Annotated in this window: 13 protein-coding genes, 4 tRNA genes and 1 rRNA gene; 17 read left to right on the forward strand and 1 reads right to left on the reverse strand. The window is 50.8% G+C overall.

Annotation, left to right across the window (positions count from 1 at the left end):
• Positions 1–74 precede the first annotated feature (74 nt).
• The 14 genes from rrf (at position 75) to EKM96_RS07205 (ending at position 15021) form a co-directional block, all read left to right on the forward strand.
• Positions 75–191: ribosomal RNA gene (gene rrf, locus EKM96_RS07140) — 5S ribosomal RNA — on the forward strand.
• 6 nt (positions 192–197) lie between these two features.
• Positions 198–270, forward strand: a tRNA-Asn gene (locus EKM96_RS07145).
• Between the two features lie 26 nt (positions 271–296).
• Positions 297–369: transfer RNA gene (locus tag EKM96_RS07150), tRNA-Thr, on the forward strand.
• 226 nt (positions 370–595) lie between these two features.
• A complete protein-coding gene (locus tag EKM96_RS07155; protein WP_125641810.1) occupies positions 596–913 on the forward strand; it encodes a cellobiose PTS IIC subunit in 318 nt (105 codons plus the stop codon).
• A 337-nt stretch (positions 914–1250) separates the two neighbouring features.
• Positions 1251–2732, forward strand: a complete 1482-nt coding sequence (locus EKM96_RS07160; RefSeq protein WP_125641813.1) for a peptide MFS transporter — start codon at positions 1251–1253, stop codon at positions 2730–2732.
• Positions 2733–2799: 67 nt separating this feature from the next.
• Entirely contained in the window at positions 2800–3612 is an 813-nt protein-coding gene (locus EKM96_RS07165) for a metallophosphoesterase (protein WP_125641816.1), read from the forward strand.
• 82 nt (positions 3613–3694) lie between these two features.
• A tRNA-Tyr gene (locus EKM96_RS07170) sits at positions 3695–3777 on the forward strand.
• An 11-nt stretch (positions 3778–3788) separates the two neighbouring features.
• A tRNA-Gln gene (locus tag EKM96_RS07175) sits at positions 3789–3860 on the forward strand.
• 423 nt (positions 3861–4283) lie between these two features.
• Positions 4284–7163, forward strand: a complete 2880-nt coding sequence (locus EKM96_RS07180; protein WP_164510999.1) for a leucine-rich repeat domain-containing protein — start codon at positions 4284–4286, stop codon at positions 7161–7163.
• A 437-nt stretch (positions 7164–7600) separates the two neighbouring features.
• Positions 7601–10051, forward strand: a complete 2451-nt coding sequence (locus EKM96_RS07185) for a leucine-rich repeat protein (protein ID WP_125641822.1) — start codon at positions 7601–7603, stop codon at positions 10049–10051.
• Positions 10052–10275: 224 nt separating this feature from the next.
• A complete protein-coding gene (locus EKM96_RS07190) occupies positions 10276–12237 on the forward strand; it encodes a S9 family peptidase (RefSeq protein ID WP_125641825.1) in 1962 nt (653 codons plus the stop codon).
• Positions 12234–13037, forward strand: a complete 804-nt coding sequence (gene proC, locus EKM96_RS07195; protein WP_125641828.1) for a pyrroline-5-carboxylate reductase — start codon at positions 12234–12236, stop codon at positions 13035–13037. The genes EKM96_RS07190 and proC overlap by 4 nt, the downstream gene beginning before the upstream one ends.
• A gap of 104 nt (positions 13038–13141) precedes the next feature.
• A complete protein-coding gene (gene nagA, locus EKM96_RS07200; RefSeq protein ID WP_125641831.1) occupies positions 13142–14290 on the forward strand; it encodes an N-acetylglucosamine-6-phosphate deacetylase in 1149 nt (382 codons plus the stop codon).
• Between the two features lie 29 nt (positions 14291–14319).
• Entirely contained in the window at positions 14320–15021 is a 702-nt protein-coding gene (locus EKM96_RS07205; RefSeq protein WP_061777149.1) for a GntR family transcriptional regulator, read from the forward strand.
• A 70-nt stretch (positions 15022–15091) separates the two neighbouring features.
• Here the strand turns inward: EKM96_RS07205 and EKM96_RS07210 are convergent, their stop codons facing one another.
• Positions 15092–15829: a WecB/TagA/CpsF family glycosyltransferase gene (locus EKM96_RS07210; protein WP_125641834.1), complete on the reverse strand. Its 738-nt coding sequence runs from the start codon at positions 15827–15829 to the stop codon at positions 15092–15094.
• Between the two features lie 162 nt (positions 15830–15991).
• On the opposite strand from EKM96_RS07210, the gene EKM96_RS07215 reads away from it, so the two are divergent.
• Genes EKM96_RS07215 through EKM96_RS07225 form a run of 3 tightly spaced genes read left to right on the forward strand, consistent with a single transcriptional unit; the run spans position 15992 to position 18771 of the window.
• On the forward strand, positions 15992–17458 hold the full coding sequence (locus EKM96_RS07215) for a nicotinate phosphoribosyltransferase (RefSeq protein WP_125641837.1): 1467 nt from the start codon (positions 15992–15994) through the stop codon (positions 17456–17458).
• A 26-nt stretch (positions 17459–17484) separates the two neighbouring features.
• Positions 17485–18315, forward strand: a complete 831-nt coding sequence (nadE, locus tag EKM96_RS07220) for an ammonia-dependent NAD(+) synthetase (protein WP_125641840.1) — start codon at positions 17485–17487, stop codon at positions 18313–18315.
• Positions 18316–18336: 21 nt separating this feature from the next.
• Positions 18337–18771: a hypothetical protein gene (locus tag EKM96_RS07225; protein WP_125641843.1), complete on the forward strand. Its 435-nt coding sequence runs from the start codon at positions 18337–18339 to the stop codon at positions 18769–18771.
• Positions 18772–18829 lie beyond the last annotated feature (58 nt).

The following is an 18829-nucleotide window of genomic DNA, read 5'->3' on the forward strand; positions in this document are numbered from 1 at the left end:
TACAAAACAAGGTGTTCTCAGAGAAGAAGATAATTGAATAATATCTAGTTTTGAAAGAATAAGTTCTTTCATAGTGTGGTGGCGATAGCCTGAAGGATACACCTGTTCCCATGCCGAACACAGAAGTTAAGCTTCAGCACGCCGATAGTAGTTGGGGGATCGCCCCCTGCGAGGATAGGACGTTGCCACGCGATTATTCCGGCATAGCTCAGTTGGTAGAGCACCTGACTGTTAATCAGGTTGTCGACGGTTCGAGCCCGCCTGCCGGAGTCGGGTTAACGGAGTTAACCAAGTATGCCGGCTTAGCTCAGCTGGTAGAGCATCGGTATCGTAAACCGAGGGTCGGGGATTCGAATTCCTCAGCCGGCATCAGAGTAAACGCTCAGTCATCGGACTGAGCGTTTTTTTGTACAATCATTTCTATTGTGATTGGTATAGATGAATTATATAAACTGGTATAGACACCGTATTGCCAGTACAGTAGCTTTAATGACGAACATGTCAAAAATGGAATCGTTGTAAATTCCTGTTGTGGTATAGGAACTTTAGTGATACGCTTGGTTTATCGAGAATTCATTAAAGGGGAGCAACAATCATGAAGAATGTTTTGATTATATCTGGTAAAGAAGACGCTGGTCGGTTATTTTTAGGGGAGGCCAAGCGTTGCGCAGAAACGAAGCAGGCGCCACTCAAGTTCGCGACCGTCGACATGAACACCCTAGCCGCAGACGACCTGGAAGATGCTGATCTTCTGCTACTGGACCCACAGATTTCGATTGCGGACGTCCAAGCGGTTAGTAAAGACGCCACACCGATTGCCGTCATTCCTAATGATGTCTATGGCTGGTTAAATGGCCAAGCATTAGTTAAGTTTACTTGTGATCAACTTGATTTGTTTCCTGTGATGGATTAAGGGCCTTTATAGATAAGGAAAACATCGGCGGCCGCGGCCGCTTTTTTTATAGTCATTTATTCACAATATGACGAATATTAGTTCCACAATATGGATGAATAAAAAATAAAAGGATTGTATGAGATGCCTAATAATTTCATCATTGTTTTTTGCCGTTAGACGGGGCTTAGACGACAATTAGGTGCGGAAAGTTGTTGCGTAATGGGAGTTCTGGCAGTATAATTACTACTATATTTTATTAAAGGTCTATGAGACATAGACGTCTGGTCAATTCTTGTCAGACGGATTAGAAGTCAGAATTATTCATTTTTGTATCACAATTGGAGGTATTATAGTTTTGAATAACAAACCAGAGTCAACTAGCGAAGACCGGTCATTCTTTGGCCAACCACGCGGGCTGCAAACTCTGTTCTTTACTGAAATGTGGGAACGGTTTAGCTACTACGGCATGCGTGCCATCCTTATCTACTACATGTACTATTCAGTGGCTAAAGGTGGTTTAGGTTTCGACCAACCAACAGCCGCATCAGTGATGTCCATTTACGGTTCAATGGTTTACTTATCTTCTGTCCTTGGTGGTTACTTAAGTGACCGTGTCTGGGGTAGTCGTAAGACCGTATTCATTGGTGGTATCCTGATCATGTTCGGGCATATCGCCTTGTCAATTCCTGCAGGTCCGATGGCCCTGTTTATCTCAATCCTCTTAATCTGTTTAGGGACTGGGCTCCTGAAGCCTAACGTTTCCGAAATGGTTGGGGGCTTGTACTCTAAGGAAGATACTCGTCGGGACTCTGGTTTCACGATCTTCGTGTTTGGGATTAACCTGGGTTCCTTGGTCGCACCAATCTTGGTCGGCTGGTTAGGGCTAAACTACAACTTCCACTTAGGGTTCTCATTAGCCGCTATTGGGATGTTCTTAGGTCTAGTTCAATACTGGTTCGGTGGTAAGAAGTACCTGAGTAAGGAAAGTCTTTACCCAACCGACCCAATGGAACCTGGCGACTTGAAGAAGTTGGGTGTCCGTGGAACCATTGGTTTGGTTGCGTTTGCCCTTATTCTGATCTTGATGTCCCTGTTGGGTAAGTTTAACTTAACCAACTTTATCCTCTTACTCTCGATTATCGCAATTGCAACGCCAGTCGTTTACTTTACCATCTTCTTGACGAGTAAAAAGGTTACACCTGTTGAACGGAAGCACGTTTGGGCATACTTAGGTTTGTTCATCGCCGCTGCTATCTTCTGGGCCATTGAAGAATCTGGATCATCCGTCTTGGCCTTGTTCGCGGCTAACCAAACCAACAACAATCTTGGTGGCTTCAAGATCCTGCCTTCTTGGTACCAAATGCTTAACCCAGCCTTCATCTTGATTTACACGCCAATCTTCGCCATCTTATGGACGAAGTGGGGCAAGAAGCAACCTAGCTCACCAGCTAAGTTCGCTGTCGGGATGTTGTTTGCCGGCTTATCATATCTGTTGATGGTTGCACCCGTTGCGATGTTTGGTTCTAGCGCTCGTGTTAGTCCATTCTGGTTAGTTGGTAGTTGGGCAATTGTTGAAATTGCCGAAATGCTGATTTCCCCAATCGGGTTGTCCGTGACGACGAAGTTAGCCCCTCGGGCCTTCCAATCACAAATGATGAGTATGTGGTTCTTAGCCGATGCCGCTGGGCAAGCCGTTAACGCCCAAGTGGTTAAACTCTATACGCCAGCAAATGAAATTGGTTACTTTACCGGTGTGGCCGTCGTGGCCATTGTCGCTGGGTTAATCATGTTTGCTCTGGTTAAGCCATTGAAGAAACTCATGGCTGGTATTAAATAATTAATCCATGTACAATGAGTGCTATCCGCTTGGTCGGGTAGCACTTTTTATTTGGAGGTGAATCAACTTGCGCGTGGGATTGATTAGCGATTTGCATCTTGACATCAATCGGATACCCATTGAAGATGCCGTTAAAATTCAAGCAGATTACTTGCTGCAACAACAGGTTGACCTCTATCTGATTGCGGGAGACATCACGAACTACTTTGACCAGTCGTTAGCCTTCGTTAAGCAGCTCCAACAGGCCCTAGCACCACGCCAGGTTCGTTTCATTGCCGGGAACCACGACATGCTACATGACCGCTCATACGCCGCGCTAGAGGCACCAGGAGATTTGACGTATTTGCATAATCAATTTATCGATCTCCCGGGGACAGACTGGCGGGTCATTGGCAATAACGGCTGGTACGACTATCAATTTGCAGATAATCTCACCGGCCGCGACTTTTTAACCTGGAAGCGGGCCTTTTGGGTAGATGCTACGATTAAACAACCGATGACCGATCCGGAAAGGATGGACCGGGTCTTGGATCAGACCAGACATCAGTTAGACGCTGCCAAGGCAGCCGACAAGCGGGTCTTCTTCATGACGCACTTCGCCCCCGTACGGGACTATATTCGGTATACAGACGATGACCGTTTCTGGAACATGGCGAACGCGTTGATGGGGAGTCCACGGCTCGGGGCCTTGCTCGAGTCATATGGGGTTGAACACGTTCTATTTGGGCATCTTCATCAGCATCACGGCCCATTGGTGAAGGGGAACACCGAATATTTAAACCAAGCACTGGGTTATCATAAGCGGCGAGTGAATGAGTGGCAACAATCGGACTTTGCGACCGAATGGGTGCAACGGCTACGAGTGATTGAATTAAAATAAAAAACCGTCAAAAAAAGCTTGACGGTTTATGCAGAATTTTGTATGATAGTGAAGTTGATTCGTTTCGACGATTCATCTTTTTGGTGGGGTAGCGAAGTCTGGCTAAACGCGGCGGACTGTAAATCCGCTCCTTCGGGTTCGGTGGTTCGAATCCACTCCCCACCATTTTTTATTATTGGGCTATAGCCAAGCGGTAAGGCAACGGGTTTTGATCCCGTCATGCGTTGGTTCGAATCCAGCTAGCCCAACTTTTAACCAGTCACGGTGTGTGGCTGGTTTTTTTGTGCACCTAAATAAAAGTCAGCTGATTAAAAATATTTTAGTTTACCCACTTTTAGTAAGTTGTTCCCCAGAACGATGGGGCAATCGGCAATCAACTGTAGGCCCGACCATGACAGTCCGGGAAACGATGCCATGCCAATCAAAAATACGACATGCCCCTACCTAATTATAACGATAACCGTTGCCCCCTTGTCCGGTTGAGTTTCAATTCTATCGTGCTATCGTGTATATGGGTTATTTTGTAATCGATTAAATTAATCATGAGATTTAAGAAAAAGGGGTGGCATGTCATGCACGAAGAAAAGTTGGTAGCGAAACATAAATTCTGTCGATCTAGTTGTAAGTGGCTTTACGCTAGTGCAACAATGGTCGGATTAAGTGCGGGAATTTTGGCGGATGGACATGTTGCTCACGCTGATACCAATCCAGGCTCCGCTGCCGATAACAGTTCATTAGTTGTGGCCAGCCAATCTGATAGCGGATTTAAGGGGGTCAGTGCGTCGTCGAACGCGGCCATTCCAGGGACGGGCTCTGGATCAGCTATTCAACAAGCCCCTTCCTCCGACGGTGTAGGTCCCGCGGCGACTGAGTCCGGGTCAAAAGACACGGATAAATCCTCGACGACTTCCAAAGTCGGCGCTCAGCAGAATGTGAAATCGCCACAGAACAATGAAAAAGATGATAGCAATCATGTCACGTCTGGGTTGCCGAATGCCACGGAGCAAAAGTCTACACGAGATTTTGTGCCGGAAAAGACGGACACGACCGTTAAAGAGGCTACTGATGAAGTGTCTCAGACGAGCTTAACCTATGCACTGAACGATCAGGGAACAGCCTACACCGTCACGGGATTTGCCGGCGGTAACACTGGTGAACACACGACTAATTTGGTCATTCCCGATGACTATCTCGGCAAGCCAGTCGTCGCTGTTGGTGCCGGGGCCTTTAAGGGGGCCGGTTTAACGTCGGTGACCTTGGGACAACAGATCCAATGGATTGAGGCCAACGCGTTTGAAAATAATGCGTTGAAGTCAATTGTTTTACCAAATGGGCTTTGGTCCGTGGGTGCAGAAGCCTTTGCGAACAACCAGTTGACCAGTGTCGACCTTAACCAAGTGGTGGCCATTAATTCCGGCGCCTTTGAAAACAATGCGATTACCAATTTGCTGGTGCCCAACACGGTTACCGGGATTGGGGAACAGGCCTTCATGAATAATGCTATCACGACCTTGAACTTGAGTGACCAGGTTACGACGATTGGCACCGGTGCTTTTGAAAATAACGCCATTGGTGGGGCATTAGTGCTACCAGAGACCTTGACGGGACTGGGCGATGAGGCCTTTGCCAATAATCAATTGACTGGCGTGACGCTTGATAATGGTTTGAGCGTGATCAACACGGGCGTCTTCAGCCACAACCTGCTAGGCGGTCCATTAATCTTGCCTACCACGATTACCAGTGTTGGTGATGAGGGCTTTAGTTACAATCGACTGACCGGCGTGACCTTGAACGACATCATAACCTCGATTGGGACGGCAGCCTTTGCTCATAACTTAATTGGTGGTTCCCTGACCTTGCCAGAGAGCCTACAGGACTTGGGTGACCAGGCCTTCTATGATAACCGGCTGACCGCGCTAACTCTCAACCATCAAATTACCGGGATTGGAACCCAGACGTTTGCGGATAACCAATTGACTGGTGTACTGGCCATGCCCGATAATATTACCCATATTGGGGAAGAGGCTTTCGATGGGGATGCATTGACAGGGTTGACCGGTGGCGCCAAGCTTGAAACGATCGAGCAAAGTGCCTTTTTAGGCGACCACTTAACCGGTGTTCTAAATCTAGCCGATACGTTGACTGTCATCGGGCATGATGCCTTTGCTGGAAATAACTTAACCGGGCTCACTGGTGGTGCTAATCTGGAAACGATCAACGACCGGGCGTTTGATAATAATCGTTTGGCAGGAACCCTCGAGCTGTCCGATACGGTGCATGACGTTGGTCAATATGCTTTTGCTCACAATGATCTCGTCGATCTGCAGTTGGGTGACGCGGTAAACAGTCTGGAAAACTATTCTTTTGCCTACAACGATCTGAAGAAGATTAATGCAACCGGTAAGATTGGGACCATCGGCGACTTTGCCTTTGCTGGACAACGGAACCTGGACCACGTTGAGACGGCGGCCTTGGTGGCCAATCAAAATGGAACGGTCACGACCACGGTTTTCAATGTCCGAACCGCCATTATGAAGCGACTGGGCCTGAGTAATTTGGATATTGCCGGACTCTCGTTTATCGACACGGATACGCAAGCGGTCTTGACCTACGATGGGGTCAATGACACGCTGACACTGCCGTTGAACTTTGAAGGCGCCACGATTATCGTCAGCCTGAATACCGATAGCACGGATACTGGACGGTACGGGGTTACCAACCTAACCCTCGACATGACGCGGCGAGTCGTCGCGGATGTGGCCATTCCAAGCAACCTGGTCGATGAAGGCATGAGCGATTATCTGGCAATAATTGGGGCCGACAAAGACGAGAACGTTGCGGGTTACGTTGGACAAACGGTAACCGTCGACGTTCCTAAGGTTCCTGGCTGGGTTGCGGACAAGTCCACCATTCAGGCGACAGTGAACGCTAACGGCACGATTACGGCGATTGAGGCCGTGATCTACTCGCCAGACACCAATCCGCATACCGGGCATGACCAGCCTACTGACCCGACAGATCCAACGGGGCCAACAGGGCCAACTGGCCCAACAACTCCCACTGACCCGACAAATCCAACGGGGCCAACCGAACCGGCTGATCCTGTCAGCCCTGCGGATCCCAGTGAGCCAACGACACCGGTTAATCCCACCACGCCAACCACGGGGGATGGCGTCACACCGATGGCCCCAATCGTCGATGACCATAAGGCGGCCTTAATTCAACCGGCGGTCAAGTCGGGTGTCGACACCCGCTGGACCTATCGCCATGACGCATCTACCAAAAGGATGGGGCACCCATCACAATCTTCCGAACCACAGAGAATTGTCAGCGGTCGTTTTGAACAGACGGGTCAAGCAGACCGGGCCACATTCACGAACAACATGGTGAAAACCGGTCATCAGCAGGCGGTAACTGCTACTGGACCATCATCGGCAGAGCGGAGGCTACCTCAGACCAATGATCACCCAACTGGGTGGCAATGGCTGGGCTGGGCCTTGCTAACTATGCTGGGCTGGCTAGGGTTTTCCAAGAAGAAACGTCGTCAATAAATAACTATGAAAAAGGGATTCGGTTTCTTTAACCGAATCCCTTTTTTTCGTGTCGTGCATAAAGAAAGGCTGAAGGATCTTGAAAACAAGAGTTTTAGAATCAGACAACTAGCCAAACATGTGGGGGACAATCCAATCCTAATCAGCTTTCATAACCAATCATTAAAATGTGAGTAGAAAATCAAAAAACTTTTTTCACCACATAAGTGGTCAAATGTGGTGAAACGATGACAACCGTTTAGGGGAATGACGATTTCTACTTACTGTTTGTGCGTGAATTCTCGTTCGTGGAATAAACCATCCTTAATGTCGAGCCACGGATAGGCAAAATGGTTACCCTAGTGTCCAATTAATTAATGCTGGTAATTAATATTAGACGTGATACGATGAATAAACGTTGATTTTACAATGAATAAAGTGATGTATAAGGAGAAAGCATGTTAGGACAAAACGAATGGCCCTCACGGCAGCGAACGAATCGCGGCTGGTTATTTGCCGGAGCGACCTTGGTCGCCTTGAGTGCCGGCTGGATGGTTGGGATGCCATCCGCCCAAGCCGCGAAACAAGTGCCTGCCGCTAAGCTGGTGGCCAATGAAAATACGGTTGGTCAGGTTACTGGGGAGAACGAACAAGCCAACGATGCGGCCGAAGTTACCGCGGGACAACCGGGGATGACGACTGAAGACGAAACGACAGAACCCGATAATCCAAGCGATCATGAATCCGAGGCAATCAACGGGGATCCTGAAGCGACGGAAGACGAAACGCCTGTCACACCACAGACCCAGGCATCGACCGAACGCTCGGATTTTTCTTACTCGCAGGATGAATTTGGCAATTACGTTGTGACGGGCTACACCGGGGAAGCCCAACAACAGGCCAATGGGTCAGCGCCAGTTGCTGGGTATTCGACAAGCATCACGATTCCTGATACTTATCGGGGTGTCGCTGTGGTAGGAGTTGCTGCCAATGCCTTCAACAATGACAATTCGGCGAATGATAACCTCCACATCATTACGGCCCTAACCGCCGTCAAGTTGGGGGCCAACATTCAGTGGATTGGGGCGGATGCCTTTAAGAACAATCTGCTTACAAGCCTCGGCCTGCCGGATAGAACGTGGTCGGTAGGGGATGAGGCCTTCATGGACAATCAGCTGACGATCGTCGATTTGAATCGGGTGGAGCAAATTAACCGCTCCGCCTTTCAAGGCAATGGCATTACTCAGTTGGCAGTTCCGGATACCACGACGGCCATTGCTGAAAAGGCCTTCGCGGATAACGCCATCACTCACCTGACTTTAGGCGATCGGCTAGGCGTGATTAACACCGCGGCCTTTCAGAAAAATCAAATACAGGGCCAGTTGGTGTTACCAGCTAGCATGTGGGGATTAGGCGATCAGGCCTTCCAGGATAATCAAATCACCGGGATTACGTTTAACGCCCAATTAGCAGCCATCAATACGGCAGCGTTTGATCACAACGCACTCGTAGGAACCCTAACGCTGCCGACGAGTGTCACGGCCATTGGGGACAATGCCTTCAGTAACAATGAGTTGTCGACTGTCCAACTACCTGATCAATTGACTAGGATTGGGACGGCGGCCTTTGAAAATAATCAATTAGCTAGTGTGGTGTTACCGGACGCGTTAACGGATTTAGGGTACCGGGCGTTCAAAAATAATCAATTGACGGCGATTACCTTTGGCCAACAGATCCATCGGGTTGGGACGCAGACGTTTGCTAATAATAAGTTGCCAGGAATGTTGACCCTTCCGGAGACCATTACCAACATTGGTGAAGAGTCGTTTGCCGATAATCAGTTGACTGGCGTCCAACTGGGTAGTCAGGTTGCCAGTGTAGATACCGATGCGTTTGTCCGCAATAATTTGCAACACATCAACGCCGCCGGACCGATTGGTAGTGTTGGTCAGGGGGCGTTTGCCGAACAACGCCAACTGACGGTGACCGTCTACGCCACCACCACGGTTGGCTTGGCGGTCAGAAACGCCATTAGCCAGCGACTGGGCTTGGCACATTTAGACCTTGCGGGTCTACAGTTCATCACGAGTGATGGCACCGGCCTCGCCTACGATGGCGTTAACGATTGGCTGACGTTACCGGCCGGTTTTTCTGGCGATACCTTGGTCTTACGGTTAACGTCTGTTAGCGAGGATACTGGTGAATATGGTGTTCAAGAATTAACGTTGCAAATCAAGCCAGCTATGGTGACGGCGCCGGTGACCATTGGCAGTAATCGCGGCGACCAGACGAGCCTGCCCGTTACGGGTCAGGTTGGCAGCCAAGTGAGTGTGACCGTGCCGGCCATTGAAGGCTTTCGGTCGAATAAGCAGACGGTGATGGCGACGGTTAACCTGGATGGGACCATTACGACCACCGAGTTTGTCATGTATGTCGGTGGCCATGACGGTCGTGGCGGGTTACCAGATCCAGTGGTTCCGGTTACGCCAGAACAACCAACGGTGCCAGCAAGACCAGTCGTCCAGCCGGATAAACCTGTTCAGCCGCTGACGCCGACCGTGATGGTACCGACCACGGGTGGGTCAACCGCCCGTCTCACGCCTTATCAGGAGAACCATGAACCGGCGGGATTAACGGCTAATCGTGGGCAGTCTACCATGATTCAATTGACGAGTGACCAACCACAACCGGATCGGTCAGTATCAATGGGGGATGAGCGTCACACGGGAACACCGTCACAGGCAGCAGTCGGTCAGTCTGAGACGACTAGTAGCCAAAAGTCCATGAATGCATCGGCAACCTTACCCCAAACCGGGGAGAAACCGACCTGGTGGCAGGCGTTAGGCGTGGCCATTTTTGCCCTGTTGAGTTCGCTAGGATTCGGGAATCGGCGCTCTCGTCGGTCATAAGAATTTGGTCCTAAAATACTGAGTTAGTCGTCGATCGGGGTTAGAAGGCGTTCTAGCTCATTAAGTCGGCGCTTAAAAAGGAGTTGTGAGAATTTTCACAACTCCTTTTTGTGCTTCTAAGTCACCGTGGCCTAGCCCTTAATTGACATCGTCCGCGAATTTCGCTAAAGTCAACTTAATTACAATGGGAGTTAGGTGACGTTGGCTTCAGGAAAGTGGGGACAATGATGGCAACACTTGTGGAAGCAGAAGATCTGTATAAGTTACGACCGATAGCCCAGCCAGTGAGCGATGGCCAGCGGGTGTATTACATCGAAAGTCGACTGGACCAGGCCACGAATCAGAGCTGTTCAGCCGTTTATAGCGTGTCGCTACACGATGGTCGCGATCGGCGGCGGTGGAGCCCGGAAGGCGTGACGGTTAATGAATTGGTGCTGAGCGCTAGTTGTCGATACCTGGCGTTTGCGGGGGTCGTGGCGGATCACAGTCAATTGTTTCTAGTCGACGTTTCTGGTGGGGCTCCCGAGCAGATTACCCGTGGGGATGCCGACGTGACTGACCTGGTCTGGTCTGCCGACACGGATGTGTTGTATTATCAAACGACGGCCGGTCCGGTCGCCACCGAGTTACCGGCGGTCAAAGTCATCCAGCGCCTGCAGTATCAAGAGAATGGGGTTGGATTATTGCCACAGGGCCGACGGTATCAGTGCATTCGCTACCAGTGCGCGGATGGCGATCAATCACTAGTCCTCTCACGCACGACGCCGTTTACCGTGAGTGCTGCCAACGAGGCGGGCCTCTTGTACAATCAGACGCGGTTACCCGACGATGAGCATGATTTTAGCGAAGGCGTCTACTGGCATTCGTTTAATGACGATGCGGATCACCTCCTGAACGAGGCGATTCGGGCGGGGGCCTTCAGTCAGGCTCGGTTGAACGATGATGGCCGCCATATTGTCATGTGGGGCCAGGATAATCATATACCGAATGTTTCCCAGTTTCATGCCTGGCTGGGGGATGTAGCCGGCACCACGGTTCGTGATCTCACAGCGCCTCGCGACGTGGAGGTGGGCAATATGCTGGCCATCGACAGCCAGCAACGGCTGAGTGGCCAATATGTCGCATGGCTCGATGCGACGACGGTCCTGACTCTGGAAAACGAGCAGGGTCGGTTGAGCCTGGTTAGCCAGGACATCGACGGTAACCGGGCGCCTCGAACCCTCTTAGGCGGTGACCGGGCCATTACGGACTTCAGCGTGGTCGATGATCAGACCGTGGTGTTCACGGAGACCACAATGACCAGTGTGAGCCGATTAAAGGCCCTAGACTTGGTGTCTGGGACCGAACGGGACCTGGTAAACCCCAACGTGACCTATGAGGCCAAACACGTGCTGGTGGCCGGAGAACGCTTTGTATTTAAGGGTGCCGCTGATTGGCCAATTGAGGGGTGGTATTTCGCCCCGGTGAATCAACACGGCCATCATCCGGCGGTGTTATACGTTCATGGTGGCCCGCAGGTCGACTTTGGCTACGGGTTTTATCATGAGCTACAGTATTTGGCGGGCCGGGGTTATGGCGTGATCGCCATCAATCCCCGTGGCGGAAACAGTTATGGTCAGGACTTTGAAACGGCCGTGATTGGTCATTACGGTGAGGGTGACTTCGATGATCTTATGCTGGGTGTCGACGCAGCGCTTAAACTAGACCCGACAATCGATGACCGGCAACTATGTGTGACCGGCAGCTCATACGGGGGCTTCATGACCAATTGGATCGAAACGCATTCCACCCGGTTTGCGGCTGCCGTGACACAACGGTCGATTGCCAACTGGATTAGTTTTTATGGGACTAGTGACATCGGCTATTACTTCACGCCGTGGGAGCTACAGGCGGGGATGCAGGACATTCAGACCTTGTGGCGCTTCTCACCGTTGGCGTACGTTGACCAGGCATCGACCCCGATCCTGATTTTACATGGGGAGGAAGACTTACGCTGCCCCACCACGCAAGGCAAAGAGTTCTTTGTCGGCCTGAAAGAGGCCGGTGTTGAGACGCAATTAGTCCTATTCCCGCAGGCAAACCATGATCTTTCACGGTCGGGCTTGCCTAATTTAAGAATCGATCGCTTAAAACGAATTAATCAGTGGTTCCAGGACCACTTGCCCAAGGAGGACATGACGAAATGAAAATTGGATTTATTGGTGTTGGCGGGATGGCGCAGGCCATCATTGCCGGGTTACTTAAAACGAAAGCATTTACCCCAGAGGATATTGTTGTGCACAGTCGGCGTTCCGAGGTTTACGAACCCTATGCCCAGCAGAATGGTTTAGTGGCCGCGGCCAGTAATGAAGCCGTGGTAACGGCGAGCGACCTGGTTGTCTTAGCGGTCACACCTAATGTGGCCCAAGATGTGTTAGAAGGGGTTCAACCGGCCTTTGAGAACGGAAACCGGACGCTGATCTCGATTGTTGCCGGCCTCTCTTTAGAAGAAATGGCTAACATTGTTGGTCAGCAGGTGCCGACGCTGCGGACCTTGCCCAACCTGAATGTGGCGATTGGCGCAGGGATGACGGCGGTGGCGGCCAATGCTGCCTTGACCGGCGACGATTTGGCCACGGCACAAAACGTCTTTGAGGCGATTGGGTCGACCACCGTTTTGGCCGAGGACCAATTTGGCGTTTTCAGTGCCCTGGCAGGAAGTTCACCCGCCTTCATTGATTTCTTTATCGATAGCCTGAGCCGAGCTGCGGTTAAGCATGGGCTCAGTAAGGATCAGGCGACTAAGATTGCCGCTCAGGCAACCCTGGGTTCCGCACAGATGGTCTTGGCCAGCGACCAGATTCCATTCGACCTAATTGACCAGGTATCTTCACCGGGTGGTAGCACGGTTGCTGGGCTCTTAGCCATGGAAGAGGCCGGGTTCATGACGTCGGTGGTGAAGGGAATTGATGCCACGATTAAGCGGGATGCCGGCGGTCCAGCTTAGCCAACACTGTTGGAAATTGTCTGCGCGTGTGAGTTGCCATCTTGGTCTATACCGATTATAATGAGAACATAAGTGAGTTGTGGTCATTGATGAGGAGGAGACCCATGAGTATTGTTTTGAAGCACGCGAAGATTTACACCGGGGATGACGTGATTGCGGATGGTTATATCCGCTTTGACCGTCAAATCGAAGCGGTTGGCCCCGTTGCCGATTTTCGGCCATTACCGGCCGATGAGATTCACGTTGTGAAGGGGCAGACCATTGTCCCTGGGTTCATTGACGTTCATAGTCATGGTGGCTATGGTTATGATAGTATGGATGGTGATCCGGAACAGATTGACCGGATGGTTAATCTGATGGCCCAAGAGGGGATCACGGCCATCTTTCCAACGACGATGACCCAGTCCAATGAGGCCATTGATCATGCGATGCAAGGCATTGCCATTGCGGCTGAACGCAATCCAATTATTCAGGGGGTTCATCTCGAAGGGCCGTTTATCGCGGCTATTTTCAAGGGGGCTCAACCCGAAAAGTACATCAAGGATCCCAATGTGGCGTTGCTTGATCGGTGGAACCAATTATCCGGCAAGCGCGTCAAGCTCATTACCTATGCACCGGAAGATGCTGGTGCCAAGGACTTCGAAACCTACTGCTTGGCGAATGGCATCGTGCCATCCGTGGGCCATTCCAACGCCACTAGAGAACAGCTTCTAGACAGTCGGGCGACTCACGTGACCCACCTGTACAATGCCCAACGCGGCTTGCGGCACCGGGAACCTGGGGTGACCGGGCACGCGATGTTAGAAGACAGTCTTTACTGTGAATTGATCTGTGACGGGTTCCATATTGTTCCCGACATGATTGAATTAGCCTACCGGCAAAAAGGGTCACAACGACTAGAACTCGTGACGGATTCCATGCGGGCTAAGGGGATGCCCGAAGGGGTTAGCGAACTTGGCGGTCAGAAGGTTATCGTGAAGGACCGGCAAGCCCGGTTAGAGAGCGGTAATTTGGCTGGGTCCGTGCTACGCTTCGATGAGGCCTTTAGGAATGTCATGGCCTTCACCGGCTGTGATGTTGCCGACGCCGTGCAAATGAGTTCCGTCAACCAGGCCGAGGAATTTGGCTTGACCCAGAAGGGAAAATTGACGGTGGGTAGAGACGCTGACCTGAACCTAATGACCAGCGATCTGAATATCAAGAAGACCTATAGCCTGGGCCGCGACATGCAGGCTGTATTAAACAATAAATAGTTGGATTTCAAGAAGGGACGTTGAGTAGTGTGAGCTCACCGATTTATATTCAAATTCATAATGACATTAAACGAGCAATTGAGGCTGGTAAGTGGGCCGTTGGCGACCGGATACCGTCTGAACGAGAATTGTCCCGTGATTTTGATGTGAGTCGAATGACGCTTCGTCAGGCGATTCAAACGTTAGTTGACGAAGGGATCTTGGAGCGTCAGGTGGGTTCCGGAACTTACGTTGCCAACCAAAAGGTTCAAGAAAAGATGTCTGGGGTCACGAGTTTTACCGATCTGATGTTGACCCAGGGCAAGCAGCCAACGAGTAAAACCATCTCGTATCACGTGATGAATCCATCACTGAGTGAGGCCGAAAAGCTGGAATTGAGTGAAGACGATCGGGTCTTGCGGATGGAACGAATTCGTTATGGCGACGATGTGCCGATTTGTTTCGAAGTTGCCACGGTGCCAGAAAAGCTGGTGGACGGCCTGAATAAAAAGGAAGTTACGAGCTCACTGTACCGTGCCCTAGAAGACAAGAAACAATTGAATCCGGGGAAGGCCCAACAGACCGTTTCCGCGATGTCTGCTTCCGAAAGGATTGCCGAGTACCTGAAGATTAAGCGGGGCGACGCGATTCTGCGTCTGCGTCAGGTCACCTACCTGCAAGACGGGACGCCATTCGAATATGTTCGGACCCAGTACGTTGGGGAACGATTCGAATTTTACTTAGAGAAGTAATTAAAAATGCCTCACGAAACGAGCCAGTTACTGACTCGTTTTGTGAGGCATTTGTCATGAATGTTAGTGATTAGCGTCGCTGCCGCTTGGCCTGTTGGCGAACCAGGCGCAGGTATTGTGGAATGACGGCAATCCGCTTTAAACGTTTGGGTTCCTTGACCGTCCGGTAGAACCACTCAAGGTGATGAGTTTGCCAGAATTTTGGCGCCCGGTCGACCATGCCGGCGAGAACATCAAAACTACCACCTACCCCCATCCACAGGCCGTTGGCAACGTGACGATGGGCCTGAATGAACTCTTCTTGCTTGGGGAAACCCAAGGCCGTGAAGACCATGTCGGGTTGCTTATCCCGGATGTCTTGGACGATGGGCCCGTCATCGGTGAAATAACCATCGTGAAGGCCGGCAATCGTTAAACCAGGAAAACGTTCAGGTAAGATTTTAGCGAGTGCTTCGATCACGGCTGGCTTGGCACCAACAAAGTAGGCGGAACGGTGGTTCTGACTGCCCCATTCGAGGAGGGCTTCCAGGGTGTCATACCCGGTAATTCGTTCGGGAAGTGGCTGATTCAGGATCTTGGCACCGTCCAGGATGCCGACGCCATCCGGTGTAATGAAGTCCGCGGTGTGTAAGAGGCCATGATAGGCGGCGTGCTCATGAGCGTACATCACAATTTCAGGATTGGCCGTGACCACAAAGGTATTCGTGTGCGTGAGAATACGGTCCTGTAAGACGGGCAGCAGTTCGGCCGCAGTGGTTTTGACGAAGGGAACGTCGAGGACGTTAACGGTTGGAAATAGGGTTTGCATGGCGGTGACTCCTTTCAGGGATAGTCATGGGAACTAATTAAGCCAGCATGACCGTATTAAAAATTAGGACGCTCTATGTATTTCATGCTAGAATAAGCCCATTAGAAGTAAAAAACAGGCATAAAAAATCGGTTACTGACCGACTAAGGGAGTAAGTTTATTATGACTAATTTGTATCCAGACGACAGTTATACTCTGCATACGGATGCGTATCAGATTAATATGATCCAGACCTATTTTCAACAAGGGATTGCCGATAAACACGCGGTTTTTGAAGTGTTTTTCCGCGACATGCCCTTCCATAACGGGTATGCCGTTTATGCTGGACTGGAACACATCGTCCATTATATCCAAAATCTACATTTTTCCCAAACCGATATTGAATATTTACGAGAAGCTGAAGAATATCCTGAGGACTTCTTGAAATATCTTGAAAACTTTAAGTTTACCGGCACGGTTCGCTCAGCGGTAGAAGGGGAACTGGTCTATGCCCATGAACCGATTCTCCAGGTGGAGGGCCCCTTGGCCGACTGCCAATTGGTTGAGACCGCGCTCTTGAATATTATTAATTATCAGACCCTGATTGCCACCAAGGCCGCGCGGATTCGTTCCGTGGCCGGGGATGACGCGTTGATGGAATTTGGCACACGGCGGGCCCAGGAATTTGACGCCGCCATTTGGGGAACTCGGGCCGCCTATATCGGTGGGTTCAATGCGACCTCAAATGTTCGTGCGGGCAAAATCTTTGGGATTCCCATTAGTGGAACTCATGCGCACGCTCTGGTTCAAACGTATGGCAACGATTACGAGGCGTTCAAGGCCTACGCAACCACACATCGTGACTGCGTTTTCCTGGTGGACACCTACGACACCTTACGGAGTGGGGTCCCAACGGCCATTCGCGTGGCTAAGGAACTGGGCGACCAGATCAACTTCCAAGGGGTGCGAATTGATTCCGGCGATATGGCCTACCTGTCCAAACGGATTCGCCAAAAATTAGATGAAGCCGGTTTTCCTAACGCGAAGATCTATGCGTCGAATGACCTGGATGAAAAGACCATTCAGAGTTTAAAGATGCAGGATGCCAAGATTGACGTCTGGGGCATTGGGACGCGGTTAATCACGGCCTTCGATCAGCCTGCCTTGGGCGCCGTCTACAAGATGGTGGCCATTGAGGGCGACGATGGTGAGATGCGGGCAACAATTAAGCTGTCCAATAATGCGGAGAAGGTTACAACCCCAGGCAAGAAGCAAGTTTGGCGGATTACTAAGAAGGCCGACGGCAAGTCCGAAGGGGACTATGTGACCCTGATTGACGAGGATCCGCGTCGTGAGGAATCTCTGTTCATGTTCCATCCTAGCTACACGTATATCAATAAGACCGTGACAGACTTCAATGCTCGGCCGGTCCTTCAAGATATCTTTAAGGATGGCGAGTTAGTCTACAAATTACCAACGCTATCGGCGATTCGAGATCGCTGTCGTGGGGCATTAGCGAACCTTTGGCCAGAGTACAAGCGGGATCTGAATCCGCAGAAGTATCCGGTCGATCTCTCTCAGGACTGTTGGGATAACAAGATGGCCATTATCAAGGACATCCATGACTACGTTCATAAGTTACCAGAATAAGGCTTAAGTAGATGGGGGTAAGCAACATGCGAGCAATGCAGCAGGAAATTATTGAAGCTTTGAAGGTTCAACCGGAGATTGATCCCGCTACCGAGATTCGCCGGAGTGTCGACTTCTTGAAGGCTTATTTAAAGCGGTACGACTTTTTAAAAACCTTGGTCCTTGGAATTTCTGGCGGCCAAGATTCAACATTGGCCGGCATTCTATCCGAACAAGCGGTGACCGAACTACGGCAAGAAACCGGTGACGAAGATTACCGGTTCATTGCTGTACGGTTGCCATACGGGGACCAGGCAGATGAAGATGATGCCATGATGGCGATTGACTTCATGGGTGCCGATGAGGTTGAACGCGTGAATATTCAACCGGCCACGGACGCCATGGTGGCCGCCGTCAGTGCTAACGAGGCTGACATTAGCGACTTCAACAAGGGCAACATTAAGGCCCGGCAACGGATGATTGCACAGTATGCCATCGCGGGTGCTCGAGCGGGGGCTGTCGTCGGGACCGACCATGCCGCCGAAGCGGTCACGGGTTTTTACACAAAATACGGTGACGGTGCCACCGATATTTGCCCATTGTGGCGCTTGGATAAACGACAGGGTGCGGCCATGTTACGGCACTTGGATGCACCAACGCATTTGTACGAAAAGGTGCCAACGGCAGATCTGGAAGATGACCGACCGGCGTTGCCGGATGAGGCGGCGTTAGGCGTTCGCTATGTGGACATCGATGACTACCTTGAGGGTAAGTCGGTGTCCGCTGAGGCGGCCGAAAAGATTGAATCCTGGTATCGCAAGACGGCTCATAAACGGCATTTACCAGTCAACGTCTACGATACTTTCTGGAAAAAATAATAGTTAACGGGGGCAGTCACGATGCAAAAAGCAAATATGTCAGGATACATTAATCGTTTATCACAGGTCTTACAAGGAACCGAAGAAGCCGCCGGTCAGATGAACGCCGACTTCGAAAAGCTACGGGGGGCCATCGACAACCAAACCGTCGGCGACTTTTCGCAGGCCGACTTACAAGCCATCGCCGATAACTTCCAACGGGGAACTGAGGGCTACGTGGACAAGTTAAATCAGTTGGAACAGGCCAGCGTTCCCGTCCGGGTTTTGGGCAAGCATAAGTCCTTAGTGGGCGCCTACCGGGTCTATACGGAGGCTTGTCAGTCGATGACGGACAGCATCGATGTTGAACATTTGACGGTCGACCAAGCGGCGTTTGATGCTGCTGAGAAGACCCAAGAGAATGCGATGGAAAAGGTGACCGCAACCACGCAACGGATCATGAGTAACCCCATGTAATCGATGATCTGGTAGGCTTGAGCTTAGTGCTCAAGCCTATTTTGATCCGGTTCAGCGG

This window comes from Levilactobacillus tangyuanensis (assembly GCF_003946545.1).
GTDB lineage: Bacteria > Bacillota > Bacilli > Lactobacillales > Lactobacillaceae > Levilactobacillus > Levilactobacillus tangyuanensis.

Coding starts and splice junctions, on each gene's coding strand:
- EKM96_RS07155 (WP_125641810.1), top strand. CDS start 596: ATGAAGAATGTTTTGATTATATCTGGTAAAGAAGACGCTGGTCGGTTA.
- EKM96_RS07185 (WP_125641822.1), top strand. CDS start 7,601: ATGTTAGGACAAAACGAATGGCCCTCACGGCAGCGAACGAATCGCGGC.
- EKM96_RS07190 (WP_125641825.1), top strand. CDS start 10,276: ATGATGGCAACACTTGTGGAAGCAGAAGATCTGTATAAGTTACGACCG.
- proC (WP_125641828.1), top strand. CDS start 12,234: ATGAAAATTGGATTTATTGGTGTTGGCGGGATGGCGCAGGCCATCATT.
- nagA (WP_125641831.1), top strand. CDS start 13,142: ATGAGTATTGTTTTGAAGCACGCGAAGATTTACACCGGGGATGACGTG.
- EKM96_RS07210 (WP_125641834.1), bottom strand. CDS start 15,829: ATGCAAACCCTATTTCCAACCGTTAACGTCCTCGACGTTCCCTTCGTC.
- EKM96_RS07215 (WP_125641837.1), top strand. CDS start 15,992: ATGACTAATTTGTATCCAGACGACAGTTATACTCTGCATACGGATGCG.
- nadE (WP_125641840.1), top strand. CDS start 17,485: ATGCGAGCAATGCAGCAGGAAATTATTGAAGCTTTGAAGGTTCAACCG.
- EKM96_RS07225 (WP_125641843.1), top strand. CDS start 18,337: ATGCAAAAAGCAAATATGTCAGGATACATTAATCGTTTATCACAGGTC.